A 22,421-nucleotide genomic window follows, 5' to 3' on the forward strand; every position below is an offset into this window, starting at 1 on the left:
GTCGACGATATCCGCCAGTCCTTCGATAAACGGCTGCACCAGATCCTGCTCTTTGACATGACCGGATGCCAGTGCCGCATCGAGGGAGAGGCGCCTGACGCCCTGCAGACCCGAGGCCAGCAGTTCGTTGGCGCGATTTTCGACCACTTTGGTGACGTTGGTATCCGCCGGACCGCCGTTCGGCGGGTTGTACTTGATACCGCCATCTTCCGGCGGGTTATGCGACGGCGTAATCACGATGCCGTCCGCCAGCGGACCGCCTTTTTTGTTGTGCACCAGGATGGCATTGGAAATGGCCGGCGTCGGGGTGAAACCGTTGTTTTCCTGCACGATAACATCAACGCCGTTGGCTGCCAGCACTTCCAGAACCGAAATAAAGGCCGGCTCGGAGAGCGCGTGGGTATCTTTACCTACGTAGCAGGGACCGGTAATCCCGTTCTTCGCGCGGTCTTCCGCAATCGCCTGAGCGATCGCCAGAATATGCTGCTCATTGAAGTTATGGCGCCCTGCGCTGCCACGATGGCCAGAGGTGCCAAACTTCACCGCATGCTCCGCGTTGCCCGCTTCCGGCTTCAGTACGTAGTACTGCGCGGTCAGCTGAGCGACGTTAATCAAATCACTCTGTTGTGCAGGCTGACCCGCACGCTTATCGATTGCCATTGCCTGATCCTTCTGATGCAAGGTGAATAAAACTAGATCGTGCCGCAGACCTTCTCAATTAATTCCGCTGGGAACTGCATCGACTGCATGATGTGTTCGATCATGCTGCACTTACGACCGGTATTCGTATTGGTGATAACCCACCACGGTGTACCAGGAACCTGTTTGGGTTTGGTCTGGTTACCACTTTTTAGCAGGATCCGCGAATCTTCGGCAAAGTAAACGCGGGTGCGCCCGTGCAGAGACTCGGTGGCCTCAGCAAACGCTTTGTTATCTAAGGAGTACAGCGTGGTCAGGACCAGCATGAAGCGGTTCACCGCGCGTTTTTGTTCGGCGTATTCATCAGATAACAGCAGCTCGCGCATCGCGCGGACTTTATCTTTCGCCGGATTCACGGGCTTCGCTTCGACGGCAGGCGTCGCTGCCGGCGCCGGAGCGGTTTTTACAGCCGGTGCGGCAGTCTGGGAAACGGCGGAAAATTTCAGCATGCGCCGTAAAATGTCGGATGCACTCTCGCCAATATGCTGGGTGTGGCTGGCAATATAGCGATAGAGATCATCATCAACTTCAATTGTTTTCATCTTAATCCAGTGCGATATCTTATTCTGAATACAAGTTGTCAGGATTATAAGGACAAATCCTGACCGCGGATAGCGTCAAACCAGGATGGCGGTAAAACTCAGATAGCTCTGGGTCTTGCAGCCGGATGGCAGAATGTCCAACATAATACCCTAACCCGACGAAGCGAAAAAAAGAACTTTGCCATGAAATTAAATAGCCGCACGCAATCTGCACAAAATCCGCACAATAATTCCCCGGTTGTCCTGGTCCACGGTCTGTTTGGCAGTCTCGACAACCTGGGCATCCTCGCCCGCGACCTGGTGAACGACTACGATATTTTGCAGGTTGATATGCGTAACCACGGTCTTTCTCCCCGTTCGCCGGAGATGACCTACGCGGCGATGGCGCAGGATCTGCTCGATACTCTTGACGATCGGCAGATAGAGAAAGCCACCTTTATTGGTCATTCGATGGGCGGAAAAGCGGTCATGGCGCTCACCGCGCTGGCGCCGGAGCGCATCGCAGGCCTGGTCGCCATTGATATTGCTCCGGTGGACTATCACGTGCGCCGTCATGATGAAATTTTCAACGCCATCAATGCCGTCACCGACGCCGGCGCCGCGTCCCGTCAGCAGGCGGCCACGGTGATGCGCGAACATCTACAGGAAGAAGGCGTGATTCAGTTTCTGCTGAAATCCTTCGTTGATGGCCAGTGGCGCTTCAACGTGCCGGTGTTATGGGATCAATATCCGCACATCGTGGGCTGGCAAACGGTTCCTGCCTGGCCTCATCCAACCCTGTTCATCCCGGGAGGCAACTCCCCCTACGTCACCGATGACTATCGCGATACCCTGCTCGCCCAGTTCCCACAGGCGCGGGCGCACGTCATCGCCGGCGCCGGCCACTGGGTACATGCGGAGAAACCGGAAGCCGTCCTGCGCGCCATTCGTCGCTATCTGACCGCTTTGCAGGCTTAACTGGCTAAAAACTGCCCGACCGCGCTGCAGAATGCCCGCGGTCGTTGGCGCAGCGGTTCGCCTGATGTATTATGGCGCGCTATCTGTGTCGGCTATAGCCCGGCAACTTGTTTCCCCGAAGTCACTCTGAATCATGGCAAAAGAACAAACGGACCGTACGACATTAGATTTGTTCGCAACCGAGCGTCGCCCGGGTAGACCAAAGACCAATCCGCTTTCGCGCGATGAACAACTGCGCATAAATAAACGCAATCAGCTCAAACGCGATAAAGTTCGCGGCCTGAAGCGTGTGGAGTTAAAACTCAACGCTGAAGCGGTTGATGCGCTCAACGAACTGGCGGAAGCTCGCAATATGAACCGCAGCGATTTGATCGAAGAGATGCTGATGAACCAGCTGGCAACCCTGCACAGCCGGGATAAAGCCTGAAAATCCTCAAAAAAACACTTTCATGTAGCAGAGTGTGCAGTCGGGCGTGATTGCTGTTTCCGCGCCCTCTCCTGTTCTGCTATGATTGCCGTTATCTGCGGGCATTACGCCACTACCACATCATTAAGTTTCAAGAGGTTATTTTACTCATGGCAATCATCGGCATCTTTTTTGGCAGCGACACGGGCAACACCGAGAATATTGCAAAAATGATTCAGAAGCAGCTTGGTAAAGATGTTGCTGATGTTCACGACATTGCCAAGAGCAGCAAAGAAGATCTGGAAGCCTACGACATCCTGCTGCTCGGCATTCCGACCTGGTACTACGGTGAAGCTCAGTGCGACTGGGATGACTTTTTCCCGACGCTGGAAGAGGTCGACTTTAACGGTAAACTGGTTGCGCTGTTTGGCTGCGGCGATCAGGAAGACTACGCGGAATACTTCTGTGACGCGCTGGGCACCATCCGCGACATCATTGAACCGCGCGGCGCCACCATCGTTGGCCACTGGCCGACTGCGGGCTATCATTTTGAAGCTTCTAAAGGCCTGGCGGATGACGATCACTTCGTCGGTCTGGCTATCGATGAAGACCGCCAGCCGGAGCTGACCAACGAACGCGTGACTAAGTGGGTTAAGCAGGTCTCTGAAGAGCTGCATCTCGAAGAAATCAAAAACGCCTGATGATTGTGCGGCGTTACCGTTAAATTTCGCCGCATTAATAGATAGAAGCAATCAAACTAATAGCTACAAGTTTTTAACTTTTAATCACATATCTGTACAATGTCCTCTGATTTAACGAGGTCAGGTGACGCAGTTTGTAGCTGGGACCTCGTTTTTGACAGCATACAAGGCCCGATACTTGCAGTTTTCATTTAACGATGGCAGTTCTATAATGAGACGCATTGCATCGGGTGATTCTCTGTATTACTTCCGCTGATGGAAGTAGATCGTTTAGCAACAGGACAGATTCCGCATGACTGACAACAATACCGCATTAAAGAAGGCTGGCCTGAAAGTCACACTTCCACGATTAAAGATCCTGGAAGTCCTGCAGGAACCGGATAACCATCACGTCAGTGCGGAAGATTTATACAAGCGCCTGATCGACATGGGTGAAGAAATTGGTCTCGCTACTGTTTATCGCGTGCTGAACCAGTTTGATGATGCTGGCATTGTGACTCGTCACAACTTCGAAGGCGGTAAGTCTGTTTTCGAACTGACCCAGCAGCACCATCACGATCACCTTATTTGCCTCGATTGTGGCAAAGTGATCGAATTCAGCGATGAGTCTATCGAAGCGCGTCAGCGTGAAATCGCCCACCGCCATGGCATCCGTCTGACCAACCACAGCCTGTATCTTTACGGCCACTGTGCGGAAGGCGACTGCCGCGAAGATGAACATGCACACGACGCGCTGGAAAAGTAATTTCCCACCGCGCGGACCACAAAAAGCCAACCTGACGGTTGGCTTTTTTTATGTGCAAACGCCTACCCTTTTCTGCGCGCGGTATGCTCGTCGAGAGCACGGGTAAACTGTTCCTCATCCCACCGGTTTGCCAGCGCTTCCCGCACCAGAGTCTGTTGGGTTTTCGGGACCATTCCACCTAATGGCGGGTCGGTATCAAGATTGGTGGGGAATGAGTAGCCCCGGGCAGCCACGGCAATCAGTGCCTGAAAATCGCCCGCGCGATATTGCCCGTCCTGAAGCTGGGGATAGATTTTTTTCAACACCAGCTCATGGTTCACATCTTCCATCGGGACGCCGAACGCCGAGGAGATCTGCAAAAGATTAGCGGTGCGAACATGATCAGTCGTCGTGTTGTTCCCGGCGGCATGAAACAACGCCGGGTTAAAAAACAGCCCGTCGCCTTTTTGCAGCGGCAACTGAACATAGTGCTGGTTAAAGTAGTCGACGAACTCCGGCTGGCGGTAGGCCATGTAGCCGAGCTCATACTGATGCGAAAACGGCAGCAGGCGCGTAGGCCCTGACGCCAGCGGCATATCGCTGTGCGCAACCGCCCCTTGTAACGTCAAATACTGCGACAGAATCTGCGCAGGGATGGGAAACTCGGCAACAAACTCGCCCTGCTGAAAGCCGAGATGATAATCGCGATGGGGCTGCTGCGCTTCGCCGCCAGGGCGTACCTGGTTAACCTGAGCGGTCATTCGCCACGCAGGTCCCAACCACGCCTGACAAATTAACCCAAGCATTTCATTAGCATAGTAGTCGCAGAAGGTCTGCGGGCTACGCTCCGCCAGCTTTTGTAACGCATTCCAGATCCGGCCATTGTTCCCCGCGCGAGAAAAGTGGTCAGCCTGAACCCGGGTGCGAGACTCATCGGCCATGATGGTTTCAAACACCGCCGAAGCGCGGTCGATGACATCCATATCCTGATAAAGCCCGCGTACCACCAGCACGCCGGGACCGTAAGAGAGCCCCTGATGTAGCTCGCTTAATACCGCATGTTTATTGGTCGCCGCGGCCTGCGCTAACACGTCATGGTCGTAAATCAGAACTTCCTCAGCGACTTCGCTGACCAGCGGATAGTCTTGTTTGTTCACCTGCTGCTGACAGAAGATGTTGAAATCCTCAACTGAGGCCCGATCGGGTCGGACAAAATATTGCGATGTCATGAGTAGCTCCACGGGGTAAGGGTGCCAGACGGCGGTTATTTTTTTGTTCAACGTCTCGAAAACGAACGTTGTTAAGAAATAACTTAGCAGCTAGACTCCACATCAAGAACCTCAAAAAAACCTCATAAAAACCTCATGTGATCGATGGCAAAATTTACCCAAAAGCAGATAGCCGCTCAGTCAGGACTGAGTCTCGCCACGATCGACCGGGCGCTACATCATCGGGGGCAGGTACACCCGCAAACGCTGCATCGCATTCAGCAGGCTCTGGCCGATCTGGAACTGCTGCAAAAGTCCGGGCTCGCCCAGGGAAGAACGATCTATTTCGATGTCATCATGCATACCCCTGAACGCTTTAGCGAGCTGGTCAGGGAGGCGCTCAGCAGCCAGTTAGCCAGCTTTAACCCCTTTCGCATTCAGCTCCGCTTCCACTGTTACGAGGACATCAGCGAGCGAGAGATGAACGCGCTGCTGAAAAAATGCGCGCTCAGCAGCCACGGCGTGATTTTAAAGGCCATGAACTCCCCCTCGCTGGTTTCCACCATCGACGCTTTGCTCAAACGCCGCGTGCCGGTTGTCACCATCGTCACCGACATTCCGTCCAGCGCCCGTCTGCGCTACATCGGCATGGATAATGTTGATGCGGGCAAAGCCGCGGCATTTTTGATGTCAAAGTGGCTGGGCGCCGACAGCACTCAAATCGCCGCCGTCACCGGCAGCAATGATTTCATCGGAGAGCGGGAGCGTATTGCCGGATTTATCTCGGGAATTGAACAGTTTGCCCCGCGCAACAGCATCAATGTCGTCGCCGGCGGACTGGGCATTGACCATCAGATGTACGCCTGTCTGTGCCAGTACCTTGATGCTCATCCGCATACCGAAGCGGTCTATACCGTCGGCGGCGGTAACGCGGGGATTATCCGCGCCTTCGCCGAGAGAAACCGACGCATAAAGACCTTTATCGGCCATGATTTTGACCGGGAAAACCGGGCACTGATGCAGGCGGGGAAAATCGATGCGCTGATAGAACACAATCTGCAGCTGGATGCGCAGACCGCATTCCGCTCTTTGCTGGCCTTCCACGGTTTTATCCCTGAGGGCGACTCGCTCAAACCCTATTCACGGATCAACATCATCACCCGGTTCAATATGTATACCTGAAAGGAAGATGCGCAGTCGGTGAAGAGTGCGCATCCACATCGCCTCAGCGGTATGCTGGCGTGACCCACAGCGACCCCTGCTCATGGCTGTCGACAACCGCCTCGACAAACGCCACGCCTTTAAGACCATCATACACCTGCGGTACCGCGGCACCCGTCAGGCTGAGCGCCTGCTGCGCCTCACGGCTATGCAAGGCTGCGGCGAAGCCGCTGTAGAGGTTGCTGAACGCCTCGATATAGCCTTCAGGATGGCCCGGCGGCGTGCGGGTACGCGCTTGCGTGAGCGCATCCAGATCCGCGCGCCCGCGCTTAATGATTTGCGTCACCCCTTCTAACGGAGTGAAAACCAGTTCGTTGGGCTGCTCCTGGGACCAGATCAAACTGCCTTTTTCGCCAAATACCCGCAGACGCAGCGCGTTGGCGCAGCCGATCGCCACCTGCGAAGACCACAGCATTCCACGCGCGCCGCCTTCATAGCGGATCAGCACATGGGCATTATCATCCAGAGCACGGCCTTCAACGAAAGTGGCTAAGTCAGCCAGCACGCTCTGCGCCTTCAACCCTGTGACATAGCCCGCCAGATGATAGGCGTGGGTACCGATATCGCCAATCGATCCGCCGCGGCCGTTTTTCAGCGGATCGACCCGCCAGGCCGCCTGCTGATTATTCTTCATTTCCACGCCGGTGGCCATCCACTCCAGCGGATATTCCACCTGTACAGTACGTACCTTGCCCAGCAGACCTGCCGCGATCCGCGCACGCGCCTCCACAACCATCGGGTAACCCGAATAGGTATAGGTCACGCCGAGGAAGCGCCCGGTTCGCGCCACGATCTCCTGCAGCGCCTCCGCTTCCGCCAGGGTGGTGGTGAGCGGCTTTTCGCAAATGACATCTATCCCCGCTTCAAGGCAGGCGCGGGCTATCGGGAAATGGGTAAAATTCGGCGTACAGATAGCGATGATATCGACACCGTCCTCGCGGGCCGCTTCGGCGGCAACCATGCTCTGATAGTCGGTATAGGCACGATCCTCGGCGATCAAATTGTCGAGAGCAAACGCCCGTCCCCTTTCCGCATCGACGTCAAATGCGCCAGCCACCAGCTCGTAGCGATCGTCAAGCCGGGCGGCAAAGCGATGAATTCCGCCGATATAAGCCCCCTCTCCGCCGCCCACCATTCCTAAGCGAATACGCCGTCCCTGCAAAGTTTGTCTGCTCATTTTGCCCTCTTATAGTCCGAGAATGCTTCGGTTTACCGAACGATCGGCATAGGATTTACAGAAATCATCAAAGGATTGATCGGTCACCTTGATGATGTGTTCCGCGATAAACTGCGCCCCTTCCCGGGCGCCATCTTCCGGATTCTTAAAACAGCACTCCCATTCCAGAACCGCCCAGCCGTCAAAGTCATAACCGGTCAGTTTTGAAAAGATCGCCCCGAAGTCGATCTGCCCGTCTCCCGGTGAACGAAAGCGTCCCGCCCGGCGACTCCACGGCTGATAGCCGCCGTAGGCGCCGGTTTTGCCGTCCGGGCGAAACTCGGCATCCTTAACGTGAAATGCTTTAATGCGCTCGTGGTAATGGTCGATGTAGGTCAGGTAATCCATTCCCTGCAAGATCAGATGGCTCGGGTCGTACATGATGTTGCAGCGCGGGTGGTTGCCGGTTTTTTCCAGAAAGCGCTCAAAGGTCAGCCCATCATGAAGGTCTTCGGTGGGATGAATTTCGTAGCACAGATCGATGCCTTGTTGGTCAAAGGCATTGAGGATCGGCGTCCAGCGGCGGGCCAGCTCGGTAAACCCCTCTTCAATCAACCCTTCCGGCCACTGCGGATAGGGGTAGAGATAGGGCCACAGCAGGGTACCGGAAAAGGTGACATGCTTCGTCAGGCCCAGCCGCCGTGAAGCTTTTGCCGCCAGCAGCAGCTGCTCGCTTGCCCACTGCTGGCGCTCCCGGGGATTATTGCGCAGCGCCGCCGGGGCAAAGCTATCGGCAGGCAGATCGAAGGCCGGATGCAGCGCCACCAGCTGTCCCTGCAGGTGGCTGGCGAGGTCGGTCAACGCCAGCCCGTGTTCATCGAGGATGCCCAGCACTTCATCGGCATAGGTCTGGCTCTCCGCCGCGCGCTCAAGGTTAATCAGGCGCGCATCCCAGCTGGGAATCTCCACCCCTTTAAACCCTTTTTCCGCCGCCCAACCGGCGATCGCGTTCAGAGAATGAAAAGGCGCTTCATCGCGAGCAAACTGCGCAAGAAAAACGCCTGGACCTTTCATCGTAAGCATAAAAACTCCGTCATAAAATGTGCACTTGTGAATATCACCAGTGCACTCATTGACCGTCGGACAATCCATTATTAATGGTTCATGAATTTTTGATAATTTTCTGGGGTAATTAACTGGAAGGGGATAAATTCAATATCTTTTACCTTTTCCCCTTTCGATATTTTCTCAGCCATATCGACGGCCCCGAAGGCCTGGGCTTTGGCATCCTGAAATACGGTCACGGTCATCATGCCGGTTTTCATGGCCTGCAGGCCATTATTTCCGCCATCGGTCCCACCCACCAGAATATCTTTACCCACCTTCATGCCATTACTTTTAATGGCCATCGCCGCGCCGATGGCCATTTCATCAGCGTTAGCAGAAAGAATATCGATTTTCTCGCCGGTAAGTATCCAGTTATTCATCAGATTCATACCATCTTCGCGCATCCATTTCGCGGTATCCTCGAGCACCACATGCATATTCGGGTGTTTAGCAATCACCTCTTTCGCCCCCTGGGTTCTGAAACGGGTAGCGTCATTGTTTAACAGCCCTTTCATAATCGCGACGTTGACGCTTTTGCGATCCTTCACCATGTCAGCGAGATACTGCATCTGCATGCGTCCGGCTTCGATCTCGTCGCTGCCGATATAGCTTACGCCATCGCCCATTTTCGAATCAGAGGGCATACGGTTGAGATAGATGAGCGGGATTTTCGCGGCGCGAGCCGCATCGGTAATATTCTTTGTCCCCTGAGTATCGACCGGATTAACGATAATGACGTCGACTTTCGCATTAATAAAACTTTGCACCTGGCCAAGCGATTTATCGACCGCCCCCTGAGCATCTTCAAATTGCACCTTCATATCGGGATAGGTTTTTGCCCGTTCGGCAATATAACCGCGCAGCCGTGAAAGGAAAACATCATCCATTTGCGCCATCGTTACGCCAACCTGAAGAGCCATGGCGGCAGGACTGGCTAATAACGAGGCAAGGCACAGTAAGGTTATTTTTTTCATGTTCATCTTCCAGATAAATGATTAGCTTTAAATGTGTGCCGAAAATATAAATAAAATTTCCGGCAGGTTACGTTGAATGGCTATATTCAGCAAAGCGTTCACCGTCCCACCATGGGGAAATAGCCAGCGGCATCAACTCATCCAGATATATTTTGTAGAAAACTGTTAATTCAATTGTACGACCTGCCGGGTATCCGCCGATAATTGTGCAGCGTCTGCCAGCGCTAATGCCGCACAGCCATCGTGAATATTCACCGGTACATCTCCCCCTTGTTTTACCGCACGGATAAATGCCGCCATCTCCAGACGATAGGCGTCGGTATAGCGTTGCATAAAGAAATTAAGCAGCGGGCCACGAACTTCCGTCTCTTGTGCGCCGTAGCGGCGTACGCTGGTCTCACGCTGATTGTCGTTAAGCAACATGCCGCCGGCGCCAAAGGCTTCAATCCTCTGGTCGTAGCCATATACCGCCTGTCGGCTGCAGTTAATCTGACACTGCTTGCCGGAAGCGGTACGCAGCTGCACCATCACGGTATCGTAGTCGCCCAACGCCTCCAGTTCGGGCGCAAACAGCCGGCTACCGCTGGCAAAGACTTCCACCGGCTCCTCGCCAAGGATCCAGCGCGCAAGATCGAAATCATGGATCGCCATATCGCGAAATATGCCCCCGGAATGTTTGAGGTAGTTCATCGGGGCCAGGCCAGGATCGCGGCTGGTAATCAGCAGCTGATGTAGCTCGCCAATCTCTCCCGCCCGCAGACGCTGGTGAATTTCGCTAAAACCCGGGTCAAAACGGCGGTTAAACCCCAACATCACCCGGGAGGCGCGTTCTCCAAGCACCCGCTGGGCTTCACGCGCTTTTTGAATATCCAGATCGACCGGCTTTTCACATAACACCGCCTTCCCAGCCTGGGCTGCCGCCAGCATCAGGCTCACGTGGGTATCCGTCGGCGTCCCGATCACCACCGCGTCGATGGTCGGGTCGGCGATAGCCTCCAGCGGATCGCTTATCGCTCTTCCGCCATATGCCGCCGTCAGTTTCTGCGCATTCTCAATAAAGGGATCGGCAACCACCGCCAGCACAGCATCGCAATGACCGGCTACATTAGCCGCATGGACATGGCCGATACGCCCGGCGCCAAGGACTGCAACGTTTATCATGGTATTCTCCACAGGATCTTCAGGCTTCAAGGTAATGGGTTCATCACCGCATTGATCGCCAGCACTTCAGGGTTGACGACCAGCGACGGTTCCAGGCATTCGTTGAAATAATCGATAATATTCTGCGCCGCCGACACCGACATGCGCATCGCCGCTTCGCCGGTCAACCCGGCGCTGTGCGGCGTCAGGATCAGGCGTTCTTTTTGTTCCAGCAGCGCGGAGGCCAGATCCGCCGGTTCGCATTCCAGAACATCCAGCGCCGCCCCGCCGAGATGATTAGCGGCCAGCGCGCCGGCCAGCGCGTCCTCATCAATAATTCCCCCCCGGGCGGTATTAATAATCAATGCCCCGGGTTTGAGCAGCACCAGTTCCGCCCGGCCGATCAGCGGCCGATCGCCCACCCGCGGCAGATGAATAGTGACGGCATCCGCCTGCTGCAGTCCGGCGTCGATATCCCGAACCCGGGCAACGCCGAGATCGGCAAACGCGCTGTCGGCCACATAAGGATCCCAGGCCACCACCTTCATGCGAAAAGCCTGCGCCAGTCGGGCAACCTCCCTGCCAATACGGCCGAATCCGAGGATAAACAGCGTTCTCTCCGCCAGTTCGACGGCAGAAAAGGTGTTCCGACTGTTCCAGTCTCCTGCACGAATCGCCTGATCGAAGTAACAGACCCGCTTCGCCAACGCGAGCAGCAGCGCGAGGGTATGCTCCGCCACCGAACGCGAATTCACATCGCCCACCACCGCCAGCGGAATGTGCCGGGCGCTCAGCGCTGCGATATCGACCGAGTCATAACCTACGCCGTGACGTGAGACGATCTTCAACTGCCGGGCGCTCGCAATCTCTACGGCGGTCAGCGGCTGGGTACGGATCAATAAGGCATCGGCCTGCGGCAAAAACGGCGCATAGCTGTCGACGCTCACCGGCGAAATCAGTTCGACGGTAAATCCCGGCGCACTACGCAACAGCTCAATTCCTGCGGGATGAATTTTCCCGGCCACCAGAACATGCGGCATCAGTAACCTCCCTTCGGCGAAACGCTCCCGGCCGGCGAGGTGTTCCCCTGCAGCTGGTGAAAGCGTTGAACGCTGGCGGCGGCCGCGGAACGCAGCAGCTGGACATCATTAGAGACGGTGACCAGATCGAATCCCCAGCTGACGGCCTTCGCCGCGTACTCTGGCGTGCCGTTATGCAAACCGGTGCGCTTCCCGGCGCGGTGGGCCGCCGCGAGAATTTGCTGGATTGCCGCGACGATCTCCGGTTCTTCACGATCGAAGCCGGTGCGGTATCGACGTCCGGTCAGACCGAGGGTTAAATCCGCCGGGCCGATGTAAACGCCATCCAGACCGGGGGTATCGAGAATCGCGTCAAGATTGCGTACGGCTTCTGCGGTCTCAATCATGGCGAAGCAGACGACCTGCTCATCGGCATGCTGGCCGTAATCCTGGCCGGCGGAAAACGTCACGCGCGTTGGGCCAAAGCTGCGGCTACCGGCAGGCGGGTAGCGTACGCAGGAGACCAGCTCGCGCGCCTGCTCCGCGGTGTTAATCATCGGGCAGATGATCCCCCAGGCGCCGGCGTCCAGCGCCTTCATAATCATCCCAGGATCCAGCCACGGCACGCGTACCATCGGCGCCACGCCGCTGGCGCGCATCGCCTGCAGCATCGGCCTGGCATCGTCATACCCGACAAAACCGTGCTGCAGATCGATCGTCAACGCGTCGTAACCCTGCTCCGCCATGATTTCGGCACTGAAAGCGCTGGCGATACTCAGCCACCCGTTCAGCACCGGTATCCCCGCCGCCCAGCAGGCTTTGATGTTATTCGTTTTCATCGCTGCTCCTTACACCACAATTTGTGCCAGCTTGACATTCATATAGTCGAGGAGACCTTCGCTTCCCCCTTCCCGCCCCATGCCACTGGCTTTAATCCCGCCAAACGGCGCTTCAGCCGCCGCCAGCGCATAGCTGTTGATCCCCACCATACCGGATTCGAAACGGGCGACGGTTTCACGCATCCTGGCCGGGTCACGAGTGAAGGCATAGGCGGAAAGCGCAAAGCCGCTATTGTTGACCCGCGCCCACAGATCATCGTCATCGCCAAAAGAGGTGATGGCGGCAATCGGGCCAAAGTTTTCTTCGGCCAGCGCCCGCGCCTCATCCGGCAGGTCGGCAATCACCGTCGGTTCGAAGAAATAGCCGCCATTGCACTCGATACGCCGTCCACCGGTCACCACCCGGCCGCCTTTACGCCTGGCATCCTCAACGATGCTTGCCATCTCCTCCAGACGGCGGGGATGAATCAACGGCCCCATTTGCGTATCCGGCTCCAGACCATAGCCGACCTTCAGTCTGCTGGCGCGCGCGGCAAAGCCGTCGACAAACGCGGCATAGCAGCTCTCATGGACATAGAAACGATCGCAGGTCACACACACCTGGCCGCTGTTGGCAAATTTGGTGGCTACCGAGAGATCCAGCGCCTTATCGATGTCGGCATCCGGCCAGACGATCACCGGTGCGTTCCCCCCCAGCTCCATACTCAGGCGTTTGATTGTGGCGGCGGAGTCGCGGATCATCTGCTGCCCCAGCCGGGTCGACCCGGTGAGCGAGATCTTCTTCACCAGCGGCGAACTGACCAGCGGCTCGTAGGTAGCAGAGGTCGGCCCGATCACCAGATTCGCCACGCCGGCGGGCAGACCCGCCCGGCGTAAGCACTCAAAAATCATCATCGCCGAACCAGGAACTTCGCTGGAGGGACGCAGCACCACCGCACAACCGGCCGCCAGGGCAGGAGCCAGCTTACGCGCCACCAGCACCACCGGAAAATTCCAGGCGGTGAACGCAGCAACGATCCCCACCGGCTCATGGTGTACCTCCAGACGCCCGCCCGGTACGCGGCTTTCAATAATGCGACCGTAGATACGCCGCGCCTCTTCGGCATACCAGACAAACTGATCGACCGACAGCTCCCACTCACGTTTCGCTTGTGCCAACGGTTTACCGCTTTCCCGGGAGATCGTCAGCGCGGCCTCCGGCGCCATCGCCACCATTTCTCGCGCCACGGCCTGCAGGATATCGGCACGTTGCCAGGCAAGGGTTTCTCGCCAAAGCGCCAGTCCCTGCCCGGCACTACGCAGCGCATCCTGAGTATCGCTTTCTGCCGCCGCCGTAATCTGGCCGATAATCTGCCCATTGCCCGGATCGCATACCGCGATCGATTGCGGACCGCTCCCCCGACGCCACTCTCCCGCAATAAACTGCCCATAATCGTCGTACATTGTCGTCATGCCTCCGGCTGCTTTCCTGCCTTAAAATCACCATTAATTGCAAACATAGGTTATAAGCAATAAAAATTGCAATAAGGGGATTTATGACAAAACAAACGAAGGGGATGTGTATTTAATCAATAAAAATCAGTGAGATAAAAAACAAAATCGCAACGTTTATTTCAAAATAAATAAAAATGAAAATTTATTTTTACGATAGCAATCACAAATTTCATCCAAGTTTTTTCCCTGCAGCCGAACGATCGGATAGAAATAATTGCAGATGAGCTTTTACTCACAATTTTTATTGCAGTAACGTGCAGGCATAACGGTGTACTGTCCAGGAAGACCATCAAATGAGTCAGAAAAAACACAACCAGCTGCCGGATAACACGATCCCTCATCGCAACTATGAGCAGATCGTGAATGAAATCACCCGCCGCTATCCCCAGCTGTCGGAGCGCTTTCAACAGGCCGCGCGTTACATTACGCAAAACCCCAATACCGTGGCGCTGGAGTCGATTAACGCCATAGCCGCGAAATGCGGTATGCACCCTTCGGTGCTGGTCCGTTTTGCCCAGGCGTTCGGCTACAGCGGATTTAAACAGATGCAGAGCGTCTTCCAGACCCGGCTGGCGACGGCGGCACCGGGATATAATGAGCGGATTACCGCGCTGGAAAACGACCTGAAAAAAAATCAGCACCAGGGCAATCTGGGTTTTCTGCAAAGCCTGGTGATCCGTGATATCGCCACCCTGCAGGAGCTATTAAGCAATGTCAGCGAGCGGGACCTGGATGTTACCGCCCGGTTGTTAAAAGAGGCAGATACGATTTTTATCGCCGGTCAGTTACGTTCGGAACCGGTAGCGCAGCTCATGCGCTATCTGCTGACCATGCTGAATCGCCGGGTTTGCCTGCTGGACTCCTCCGGGGGGCTGGCCCAACAGATAGCCAGCAATATGCGTGAAGGCGACGTACTGCTTGCCATCTCTTTTCGCCATTACGCCAAAGAGGTGATTGCCATCGCCGATGAAGCGGCTATCCGGCAGATCCCTGTCATCGCCATGACCGATAGCCCGCTTTCGCCGTTGGCCAAAAATGCCCGGGTTCTGTTTACCATCCCCGAAGAAGAGTACAGCTTCTCGCGGTCGCTGGCGGCCCCGGTGTGCCTGGCGCAAAGCATTGCGATGGCATTAGCGTCGGCGCTCTCGCCTGAGGAAGCAGAACCACGACTAGAAACGCTGACTGAGCAAGCCCAGCACGCGAGCATGGGACGTAAACGCCAGCGCGACTGATGGAGAATGAGATATCCCCCTCTCCCGGTCTGCCGGGAAGGGGTAACCACAGCCTTTTTTTGCAACTTTTATTGCTAGCCAGGCACATAAAGCAATAAAAGCTGTCACCCGTAACCAGGATGTCCTTAGACGGCATCCCCTTTTAGAGTGAGTAAAAGCATGGCTACTGTTCGTTGTACGGCGGCTCAGGCAATCGTCCGTTATCTGAGCAATCAGTTTACAGAGGTGGACGGGAAACAGGTTCCTCTCTTTCCGGGGGTCTATGGCATTTTTGGTCATGGTAACGTCACCTGCTTAGGTGAAGCCCTGGAAGCCGCACAGGAAACCCTCCCGACCTGGCGTGGACAGAATGAACAGTCCATGGCTTTTGCCGCCGTCGGTTTTGCTAAAGCGATGGTTCGGCGGCAGATTATGGTAGTCACCGCGTCCATCGGACCGGGCACGACTAACCTGTTGACGGCGGCAGGTGTCGCCCATACCAGCCGCTTACCCCTGCTGATGATCTGTGGTGATAGCTTCGCCCGCCGTCGTCCGGATCCGGTGATGCAGCAGGTGGAACACTTTAACGACCCAACCCAAACGGTTAACGACGCGTTCAAAGCCGTCAGCCGCTACTGGGATCGCATTACCTACCCGGAGCAGCTCCTCTCCTCTCTGCCGCAGGCGGTCGCCACCATGCTCGATCCCGGCGACTGTGGTCCGGCGTTTATCGGTATCTGCCAGGATGTGCAGGAGATGGCATATGACTATCCGGACGCTTTCTTTCAGCCGCGGGTACATCTGACGGCGCGCCCACGGGCCGATCGGGTACAGCTGGCCCTCGCCGCAGAACGACTGCTGCGGGCGCAACGTCCGTTGATTATCGCCGGTGGCGGAGTACGTTATTCGCAGGCAGAAAGCGCGCTGGAAAATTTCGCCACAGAACATGGGATCCCGGTGGTGGAAACCATTGCCGGCAAAGGCACTTTCACTCATCACCATCCGCTGCATATGGGCCCGATCGGTATTCTCGGCTCCACTTCCGCCAATGAGCTGGCGGCCAATGCCGATGTGATCCTCGCTATCGGCACCCGGCTGATGGATTTTGTCACCGGCTCATGGACCGTATTCAGCCATGACGCGCAGTTTATTACCCTCAACGCCGCGCGTTTCGACGCGCATAAGCACCTGTCTCTGCCGCTGGTGTGCGACGCTCGCGAAGGGCTCAATGATTTACACGCGGCGCTGGGCAACTGGCGGGCAGACGCCGCGTGGCTGGAGAGAGGACGTCAGGCTTTCGTGAAGTGGAATGCGCTGATCGCCGAAAAACAGGAGCCGACTCCGGCGGAAGGTGACCCGACCTACGCCCAGGTCGTGGGTATCGTCAATGCGCAGGCGGCGCCGGAAGACTACATCATCAGCGCCGCCGGCGGGCTGCCGGGCGAGCTGGTCAAAGGCTGGCGGGTGAAAAATCCGGGTACCTTCGACTGTGAGTTCGGCTTCTCCTGCATGGGTTACGAGCTTTCCGCGGGCTGGGGGGTCGCAATGGCGGGGCTCGATCGCGATGTCATCGTGATGATCGGCGACGGCACCTACATGATGATGAACTCGGATATCTACTCCAGCGTCCTCTCCGGGCATAAATTCATCCTGATCGTCTGCGATAACGGGGGATATGCGGTGATCAACCGCCTGCAAAACGCCAAGGGCGGCGCATCGTTTAATAACCTGCTGAAAGATTGCCGGGTGCAGGAGCCTTTTCATGTTGATTTTGTCGCTCACGCGCAATCGATGGGTGCCTGCGCCCGCAAGGTTAATACGCTGACAGAGCTGGAAGCGGCCATTCAGTGGGCGAAAGGAAATGACCGTACGACCGTCATCTCTATCGCCACTCATCCCTGTAGCTGGACACCAGGGGATGCCTGGTGGGATGTCGGGGTGCCGGAAGTCAGCGCCCGTGAATCCGTGAACCAGGCTTACACCGAACATCTTACCGGACGCCAGCAGCAACGTTTCGGCTTCTGACCACAACACAACACGTAGATAAAGAGGCATAACCATGAATAATTTCGCCGGCAAAGTCGCCGTTATCACCGGTGGCACCCAGGGTGTGGGTGCTGCTATCGCTCGTCAGCTGGCCGAAAATGGTGCCAGCGGCATCATCATCTGTGGTCGAAACCAGGAAAAAGGACGTCTCGTCGCCGACGAGATTATGAGCCGTACGGCAGCCCAGGTGACGTTTGTGCGTGCCGATCTCTCTTCGGTAGACGATTGTCGCGCGGTGATCGCCAAAGCAGATGAGTTATTCAAGCGGGTGGATGTGTTGGTCAACGCAGGCGGAATGACCGACCGGGGATCGATTCTTGATACCACGCCGGAGCGCTTTGACAGCATTTTCGCCACCAATGTACGCGGCCCGTTCTTTCTGATGCAGGAGACGATCAAAATTATGCGCCGGGAAAACATTACCGGTAGCATCGTCAATATCTGCTCCATGTCATCATTGGCCGGCCAGCCGTTTATTGCCGCCTATTGCTCATCAAAAGGCGCCCTCGCGACGTTAACCCGCAACACCGCCTACGCGCTGTTACGCAACCGGATCCGCGTAAACGGGCTGAATATCGGCTGGATGGCCTCGGAAGGTGAAGACCGCATCATGAAGACCTATCACGGTGCGCAGGATGACTGGCTGGAAAAAGCCGCCGCCTCACAGCCCTTTGGCCGTCTGATTCAGCCGGAAGAGGTTGCGCGCGCGGTCGCCTTCCTCGCCAGCGATGAGTCCGGGTTAATGACCGGATCGGTGATTGAGTTCGATCAGTCCGTCTGGGGCGGTTACGATCAGTCCCCTGCTCCGGTCGCGCCGCTGTAAACAGGATCGCGCGCCATGAAAAACGCCTGATGTTAACCATCAGGCGTTTTTATTGACGATGTCTGGCGCCTGCGATCAGGGCTGCGTGTTGTTGCTGCGAATCTCCTTCCAGATGCGATCGCAACGTGCTTTCACCGCCTGGTCATTGCCGGTACGGGTCGCCTGAATACATTGTTGGTAATCCAGAACGCGCACGCTTTCCTGGTTGGCAAACGCTTGATGCTGTTTCTCTTCTTTCAGCACGTCCAGCACGCTCTGGCAGGCCTCCACTTTGTCCGGGTTCCCTTCCGCCGTATTGATACAGGCGCTATAAGCATCTTTTAACTTCGTATCTTCCTTCGGTGCGGGGGACTGCGTGCAGGCTACCAGGCCCGATGCCATAACCGCGATGAGTAATAGCTTCTTCATATTCGACCTCTCAGGCTTGCGGCAGGTTTACGCCTGCCGCTGCGGCATCAGAAAATAGTGAACGGGGCAATAACCATGAACTTCACGTCACGCTCGTCCTGGAAGATGTTGCCATAGCCACCGCTCCAGCTCGGGATATCGGAGTGGTTGTCGTATTGGGTAAAGTGCAGTTTGAACAATGTCCCTTTCGCGCGGCCGTCCTGGACGGTGTACATGGCATCGAGGCTATAGGCGGACTCTTCCAGACGTTTGTCCGGGTTGTAGTAAGCGTCCGGCGTGGACATTTTGCCCGGTTTAGCATCCCACGCGTACACGTATGACGCGCCGAACGCCCAGCCCGGCATATTCCAGTTCTTCATGTCATACATCGCACCGAAGAACACCGCTTTTTCACCGTTGGCGTTGAAGTCAGAGCGGTTATCCCACCAGATATCAAGACGACCGTTGGAGGAAGCATAGGTCGGAGTCATACGCTGCAGGAAGTAGCCCTGCTGGCCTTCAGCTTTCACCCAGGTGCCTTCCAGACGCAGATCGAGGACATCAGCAACCTTGTAGCCAAAGGTCAGCGCCTGCAGCCAGGCGGTACCGTCGTAGATATCGTTCGTACCGCCGTTACTGACTTTGTCGCGGGTGCCGTAGAACTGGTAGCTGGTATTTAACGGCGTTCCGGCAATATCAAATTTATAGCTGGCTTTGGCAAAATACTGGTCGATATAGCCTTCAGCCTGACCAAACGCCGCTTCCAGCACGAGGTCATTTTTAAAATCGTATTTGGCACCCAGTGAGTGCAGATAATCGACTTTGGTTTTCTTGTCGTTCTGGTAGAACTTATCCATCTCAATGTGCCATGGCGCTTTGTATTCGTTCGTCCACATATAGGAGAAACTCAGCGCGCCGGCATCGCCATAATCAAAATTGGCGCCGGCTTCAGCACCCTGGTAAGTACCCGGCATAAAGCTCCAGTGCGGAGCCAGCAGCGTTTGCCCGGTTGGCTGGATATAACCGCCGCGAGCCCATACCGGGCCATATTTAAATTTCGCCGCAGCTTTATACAGGCTGATCCCGCTCTTATCGCCAGAGTAATCTTCGTCGTAGGCTTTATTTTTTGAGGAGAAGGCAATTTCGTTCGGGTGACCGCTTTCGCTGCTTTCCGCCATTTCAATTGCGGTGAAGGCAGCCACGTCAATACCAAACATATCAGCGGCATAGCCGGACTGGAAATCCAGATTGGCGTTCCAGGTCGAATGGGAAAGGTTGGTTTTGTATTTATCGCCGTCGGTCACATCTTTCCGGTCGCGCTCACGCTGCCAGTAGTAAATGCCGCCGGTTAAGGTGGAATCATCAATAAAACCTGCTGCGCTGGCCTGCGGAACAACGATCCAGCCCGACATCGCGGTGACGGCGGCAATAGCCAGCGCCAGCGTACTACGTTTGCCACTAAACGTACGCATGTGCATATCCTCTTTGACGTTTTAAAAACGCGGAGCCAAAGGCAAGCCGCGAAAAAATAAATAAGACTGCTAAAAAGGTGGAGCGGTAAAAGCCGCGTAACCACTGCTGATAGACTATTTTTCGTGACGCGAATTATCAATCTCTTTCGCCGATCAAAGCTTAAGATTATGACAAAGCGCACATATTCTATTTCTTTTTGTAACAATATCAGGTCTCATACTTTTTACGCGTAAGTAATTACTAAATCGAAAGAAAATAACGAATGAAAGCGCTTACAGCCGTTTTAGGTACCGGCGGGAGGAGTGGCAGGTCTGGCAGATATGACAAACAGCAAACAAGATTAATTCGCATCGCGAAAATAACGAACTTAATTCACTGATTCCAAAATAAAAAAAAACGCCGCTACATGCGGCGTTTTTACACAGAGACGACGGCCAGGCCGCGACGAAAAATTTACTCGCCGACTTTAGCCCAGGTATCACGCAGACCAACGGTGCGGTTAAACACCAGATGCGTTGCGGTTGCATAGCGGCTATCGAGACAGAAATAGCCTTCACGCTCAAACTGATAGGCTTTGCTGGCCTCCGCTGCGGCCAGGCTCGGCTCAGCGAAGCCCTGCTTGATCACCAACGATTCAGGGTTCATCACCGTCAGGAAGTCTTCTTCCGCTCCTGGATTCGGCACGCTGAACAGGCGATCGTACAGACGGATTTCCACCGGCAGCGCGTGCGCCGCGCTGACCCAATGGATAACGCCCTTCACCTTGCGACCATCGGCAGGATCTTTGCTCAGCGTATCGGCGTCATAGGTACAGAAGATGGTGGTGATCGTGCCCTCTTCATCCTTCTCTACGCGCTCGGCCTTGATCACGTAGGCATTACGCAGGCGAACTTCTTTACCCAGCACCAGACGCTTGTACTGCTTATTCGCTTCTTCACGGAAGTCGGCACGGTCGATCCAGATCTCCGCGCTGAACGGAACTTCACGGCTGCCCATCTCCGGTTTATTCGGATGATTCGGCATCGTCACCATCTCGCTTGCATCCTGCGGGTAGTTTTCGATGACCAGCTTAACCGGGTCGATAACGGCCATGGCGCGCGGAGCGTTTTCGTTGAGATCTTCGCGGATGCAGGATTCCAGTGACGCCATCTCAATGGTGTTGTCCTGCTTGGTCACGCCAATGCGTTTGCAGAATTCACGAATAGAACTGGCGGTATAGCCGCGACGACGCAGACCGGAAATGGTCGGCATACGCGGGTCATCCCAGCCTTCTACGTGCTTCTCGGTAACCAGCTGGTTCAGTTTACGCTTGGACATCACGGTATATTCGAGATTCAGACGCGAGAATTCGTACTGACGCGGGTGAACCGGGATGCTGATGTTGTCCAGTACCCAGTCATACAGGCGACGGTTGTCCTGGAACTCCAGGGTACACAGGGAGTGCGTAATGCCTTCCAGCGCATCGCTAATGCAGTGCGTGAAGTCGTACATCGGATAGATGCACCACTTGCTGCCGGTCTGATGATGATCGGCAAATTTAATGCGGTACAGTACCGGATCGCGCATGACGATAAACGGCGAGGCCATATCGATTTTCGCACGCAGGCAGGCCTTCCCCTCTTCAAAACCACCGGCACGCATTTTTTCAAACAGCGCCAGGTTCTCTTCCACGCTGCGATCGCGATACGGGCTGTTTTTACCCGGCGCTTTCAGCGAACCGCGATATTCGCGAATTTCATCCGCCGACAGTTCGTCAACATAGGCCAGGCCTTTGTTAATCAGCTCAACGGCATACTGGTGCAGCTGGTCAAAATAATCAGACGAGTAGCAAACATCCCCGGACCAGTGGAAACCTAACCACTGCACGTCGTTTTTAATCGACTCCACGTATTCGATATCTTCTTTCACCGGGTTGGTGTCATCGAAACGCAGGTTGCATTGGCCTTGATAATCCTGAGCAATACCAAAGTTCAGGCAAATAGACTTCGCATGGCCAATGTGCAGATAACCGTTCGGTTCCGGCGGGAAACGAGTATGAACGGTGGTGTGCTTACCAGTAGCCAGATCTTCATCGATGATCTGACGAATAAAGTTAGTCGGGCGGGCTTCTGCCTCACTCATCGTGGGTTCCTCAAAGCGTAAACAACGTATAACGGCACATGATCTTACAAGCGGGGCGTAGAGACAACTATTAGTTACTGAAAATACGTATCTGAAGAAGATTATGGGGTCAGATGGGCGAAAAAAAAGCGGCGGAGGTTTCCCCCCGCCGCTCAGGCATAAACGCTACTCAG

Annotated in this window: 21 protein-coding genes; 8 read left to right on the forward strand and 13 right to left on the reverse strand. The window is 55.4% G+C overall.

Annotation, left to right across the window (positions count from 1 at the left end):
* Positions 1-660, reverse strand: a 660-nt coding sequence (locus tag GRPL_RS03380) for a phosphohexomutase domain-containing protein (RefSeq protein ID WP_032700567.1), incomplete at its 3' end; no start/stop codon positions are given.
* A gap of 32 nt (positions 661-692) precedes the next feature.
* Entirely contained in the window at positions 693-1,241 is a 549-nt protein-coding gene (seqA, locus tag GRPL_RS03375; protein ID WP_032688822.1) for a replication initiation negative regulator SeqA, read from the reverse strand.
* 183 nt (positions 1,242-1,424) lie between these two features.
* On the opposite strand from seqA, the gene ybfF reads away from it, so the two are divergent.
* From ybfF to fur, 4 genes are all read left to right on the forward strand, one after another.
* The gene (ybfF, locus tag GRPL_RS03370) at positions 1,425-2,198 is read left to right on the forward strand and encodes an esterase (protein ID WP_032688823.1); all 774 of its coding nucleotides are present in this window, start codon (positions 1,425-1,427) and stop codon (positions 2,196-2,198) included.
* 133 nt (positions 2,199-2,331) lie between these two features.
* The gene (gene ybfE / locus GRPL_RS03365) at positions 2,332-2,625 is read left to right on the forward strand and encodes a LexA regulated protein (RefSeq protein ID WP_004859608.1); all 294 of its coding nucleotides are present in this window, start codon (positions 2,332-2,334) and stop codon (positions 2,623-2,625) included.
* Positions 2,626-2,774: 149 nt separating this feature from the next.
* A complete protein-coding gene (gene fldA / locus GRPL_RS03360; RefSeq protein ID WP_032696387.1) occupies positions 2,775-3,305 on the forward strand; it encodes a flavodoxin FldA in 531 nt (176 codons plus the stop codon).
* Between the two features lie 292 nt (positions 3,306-3,597).
* Complete coding sequence (gene fur, locus GRPL_RS03355) at positions 3,598-4,050, forward strand: ferric iron uptake transcriptional regulator (RefSeq protein ID WP_015584881.1); 453 nt, start codon at positions 3,598-3,600, stop codon at positions 4,048-4,050.
* Between the two features lie 62 nt (positions 4,051-4,112).
* On the opposite strand, the gene GRPL_RS03350 is transcribed toward fur, so the two are convergent.
* On the reverse strand, positions 4,113-5,258 hold the full coding sequence (locus tag GRPL_RS03350) for a phytanoyl-CoA dioxygenase family protein (RefSeq protein ID WP_032688825.1): 1,146 nt from the start codon (positions 5,256-5,258) through the stop codon (positions 4,113-4,115).
* A 144-nt stretch (positions 5,259-5,402) separates the two neighbouring features.
* Here GRPL_RS03350 and GRPL_RS03345 point away from each other — a divergent pair, with 144 nt between their 5' ends.
* A complete protein-coding gene (locus GRPL_RS03345; RefSeq protein WP_032688827.1) occupies positions 5,403-6,419 on the forward strand; it encodes a substrate-binding domain-containing protein in 1,017 nt (338 codons plus the stop codon).
* A gap of 43 nt (positions 6,420-6,462) precedes the next feature.
* Here the strand turns inward: GRPL_RS03345 and GRPL_RS03340 are convergent, their stop codons facing one another.
* From GRPL_RS03340 to GRPL_RS03310, 7 genes are all read right to left on the reverse strand, one after another.
* On the reverse strand, positions 6,463-7,635 hold the full coding sequence (locus GRPL_RS03340) for a Gfo/Idh/MocA family protein (protein ID WP_206098729.1): 1,173 nt from the start codon (positions 7,633-7,635) through the stop codon (positions 6,463-6,465).
* Positions 7,636-7,644: 9 nt separating this feature from the next.
* Positions 7,645-8,697, reverse strand: coding sequence for a sugar phosphate isomerase/epimerase family protein (locus GRPL_RS03335; protein WP_032688829.1), 1,053 nt, complete (start codon positions 8,695-8,697; stop codon positions 7,645-7,647).
* A gap of 71 nt (positions 8,698-8,768) precedes the next feature.
* Positions 8,769-9,695: a substrate-binding domain-containing protein gene (locus GRPL_RS03330; protein WP_032696389.1), complete on the reverse strand. Its 927-nt coding sequence runs from the start codon at positions 9,693-9,695 to the stop codon at positions 8,769-8,771.
* Between the two features lie 165 nt (positions 9,696-9,860).
* Positions 9,861-10,856 carry an inositol 2-dehydrogenase gene (gene iolG, locus GRPL_RS03325; protein ID WP_032688831.1) on the reverse strand — a complete coding sequence of 332 codons (996 nt, stop codon included), beginning with the start codon at positions 10,854-10,856 and terminating at the stop codon, positions 9,861-9,863.
* 26 nt (positions 10,857-10,882) lie between these two features.
* Positions 10,883-11,875 (reverse strand): hydroxyacid dehydrogenase, encoded by a 993-nt coding sequence (locus GRPL_RS03320; protein WP_032700569.1) that lies wholly within the window; start codon positions 11,873-11,875, stop codon positions 10,883-10,885.
* Positions 11,875-12,693, reverse strand: coding sequence for an HpcH/HpaI aldolase family protein (locus GRPL_RS03315; protein WP_032700570.1), 819 nt, complete (start codon positions 12,691-12,693; stop codon positions 11,875-11,877). The genes GRPL_RS03320 and GRPL_RS03315 overlap by 1 nt, the downstream gene beginning before the upstream one ends.
* A 9-nt stretch (positions 12,694-12,702) precedes the next feature.
* Positions 12,703-14,145 (reverse strand): NAD-dependent succinate-semialdehyde dehydrogenase, encoded by a 1,443-nt coding sequence (locus tag GRPL_RS03310; protein ID WP_223849364.1) that lies wholly within the window; start codon positions 14,143-14,145, stop codon positions 12,703-12,705.
* Positions 14,146-14,480: 335 nt separating this feature from the next.
* Here GRPL_RS03310 and GRPL_RS03305 point away from each other — a divergent pair, with 335 nt between their 5' ends.
* The 3 genes from GRPL_RS03305 (at position 14,481) to GRPL_RS03295 (ending at position 18,267) form a co-directional block, all read left to right on the forward strand.
* The gene (locus GRPL_RS03305; protein WP_046852940.1) at positions 14,481-15,419 is read left to right on the forward strand and encodes a MurR/RpiR family transcriptional regulator; all 939 of its coding nucleotides are present in this window, start codon (positions 14,481-14,483) and stop codon (positions 15,417-15,419) included.
* A 159-nt stretch (positions 15,420-15,578) separates the two neighbouring features.
* Positions 15,579-17,423 carry a 3D-(3,5/4)-trihydroxycyclohexane-1,2-dione acylhydrolase (decyclizing) gene (gene iolD, locus GRPL_RS03300; protein ID WP_032700572.1) on the forward strand — a complete coding sequence of 615 codons (1,845 nt, stop codon included), beginning with the start codon at positions 15,579-15,581 and terminating at the stop codon, positions 17,421-17,423.
* Between the two features lie 34 nt (positions 17,424-17,457).
* Positions 17,458-18,267, forward strand: a complete 810-nt coding sequence (locus GRPL_RS03295; protein ID WP_032688835.1) for an SDR family oxidoreductase — start codon at positions 17,458-17,460, stop codon at positions 18,265-18,267.
* A gap of 75 nt (positions 18,268-18,342) precedes the next feature.
* On the opposite strand, the gene GRPL_RS03290 is transcribed toward GRPL_RS03295, so the two are convergent.
* The 3 genes from GRPL_RS03290 to glnS form a co-directional block, all read right to left on the reverse strand.
* Positions 18,343-18,675: a ChiQ/YbfN family lipoprotein gene (locus GRPL_RS03290; protein WP_032688836.1), complete on the reverse strand. Its 333-nt coding sequence runs from the start codon at positions 18,673-18,675 to the stop codon at positions 18,343-18,345.
* 47 nt (positions 18,676-18,722) lie between these two features.
* Positions 18,723-20,126: a chitoporin ChiP gene (gene chiP, locus GRPL_RS03285; RefSeq protein ID WP_032688837.1), complete on the reverse strand. Its 1,404-nt coding sequence runs from the start codon at positions 20,124-20,126 to the stop codon at positions 18,723-18,725.
* Positions 20,127-20,580: 454 nt separating this feature from the next.
* A complete protein-coding gene (glnS, locus tag GRPL_RS03280) occupies positions 20,581-22,248 on the reverse strand; it encodes a glutamine--tRNA ligase (RefSeq protein WP_032688838.1) in 1,668 nt (555 codons plus the stop codon).
* Positions 22,249-22,421 lie beyond the last annotated feature (173 nt).

Source organism: Klebsiella planticola ATCC 33531, from assembly GCF_000735435.1.
In the GTDB taxonomy this organism is placed as follows: Bacteria; Pseudomonadota; Gammaproteobacteria; order Enterobacterales; family Enterobacteriaceae; genus Klebsiella; species Klebsiella planticola.

What these genes read in the sequence shown, in the direction of transcription:
- GRPL_RS03315 (WP_032700570.1), bottom strand. Translation starts at nt 12,693, where the DNA reads ATGAAAACGAATAACATCAAAGCCTGCTGGGCGGCGGGGATACCGGTG.
- GRPL_RS03340 (WP_206098729.1), bottom strand. Translation starts at nt 7,635, where the DNA reads ATGAGCAGACAAACTTTGCAGGGACGGCGTATTCGCTTAGGAATGGTG.
- GRPL_RS03320 (WP_032700569.1), bottom strand. Translation starts at nt 11,875, where the DNA reads ATGCCGCATGTTCTGGTGGCCGGGAAAATTCATCCCGCAGGAATTGAG.
- chiP (WP_032688837.1), bottom strand. Translation starts at nt 20,126, where the DNA reads ATGCGTACGTTTAGTGGCAAACGTAGTACGCTGGCGCTGGCTATTGCC.
- seqA (WP_032688822.1), bottom strand. Translation starts at nt 1,241, where the DNA reads ATGAAAACAATTGAAGTTGATGATGATCTCTATCGCTATATTGCCAGC.
- GRPL_RS03330 (WP_032696389.1), bottom strand. Translation starts at nt 9,695, where the DNA reads ATGAAAAAAATAACCTTACTGTGCCTTGCCTCGTTATTAGCCAGTCCT.
- ybfE (WP_004859608.1), top strand. Translation starts at nt 2,332, where the DNA reads ATGGCAAAAGAACAAACGGACCGTACGACATTAGATTTGTTCGCAACC.
- glnS (WP_032688838.1), bottom strand. Translation starts at nt 22,248, where the DNA reads ATGAGTGAGGCAGAAGCCCGCCCGACTAACTTTATTCGTCAGATCATC.
- GRPL_RS03305 (WP_046852940.1), top strand. Translation starts at nt 14,481, where the DNA reads ATGAGTCAGAAAAAACACAACCAGCTGCCGGATAACACGATCCCTCAT.
- fldA (WP_032696387.1), top strand. Translation starts at nt 2,775, where the DNA reads ATGGCAATCATCGGCATCTTTTTTGGCAGCGACACGGGCAACACCGAG.
- GRPL_RS03335 (WP_032688829.1), bottom strand. Translation starts at nt 8,697, where the DNA reads ATGCTTACGATGAAAGGTCCAGGCGTTTTTCTTGCGCAGTTTGCTCGC.
- iolG (WP_032688831.1), bottom strand. Translation starts at nt 10,856, where the DNA reads ATGATAAACGTTGCAGTCCTTGGCGCCGGGCGTATCGGCCATGTCCAT.
- fur (WP_015584881.1), top strand. Translation starts at nt 3,598, where the DNA reads ATGACTGACAACAATACCGCATTAAAGAAGGCTGGCCTGAAAGTCACA.
- GRPL_RS03295 (WP_032688835.1), top strand. Translation starts at nt 17,458, where the DNA reads ATGAATAATTTCGCCGGCAAAGTCGCCGTTATCACCGGTGGCACCCAG.
- GRPL_RS03350 (WP_032688825.1), bottom strand. Translation starts at nt 5,258, where the DNA reads ATGACATCGCAATATTTTGTCCGACCCGATCGGGCCTCAGTTGAGGAT.
- iolD (WP_032700572.1), top strand. Translation starts at nt 15,579, where the DNA reads ATGGCTACTGTTCGTTGTACGGCGGCTCAGGCAATCGTCCGTTATCTG.
- ybfF (WP_032688823.1), top strand. Translation starts at nt 1,425, where the DNA reads ATGAAATTAAATAGCCGCACGCAATCTGCACAAAATCCGCACAATAAT.
- GRPL_RS03290 (WP_032688836.1), bottom strand. Translation starts at nt 18,675, where the DNA reads ATGAAGAAGCTATTACTCATCGCGGTTATGGCATCGGGCCTGGTAGCC.
- GRPL_RS03345 (WP_032688827.1), top strand. Translation starts at nt 5,403, where the DNA reads ATGGCAAAATTTACCCAAAAGCAGATAGCCGCTCAGTCAGGACTGAGT.
- GRPL_RS03310 (WP_223849364.1), bottom strand. Translation starts at nt 14,145, where the DNA reads ATGACGACAATGTACGACGATTATGGGCAGTTTATTGCGGGAGAGTGG.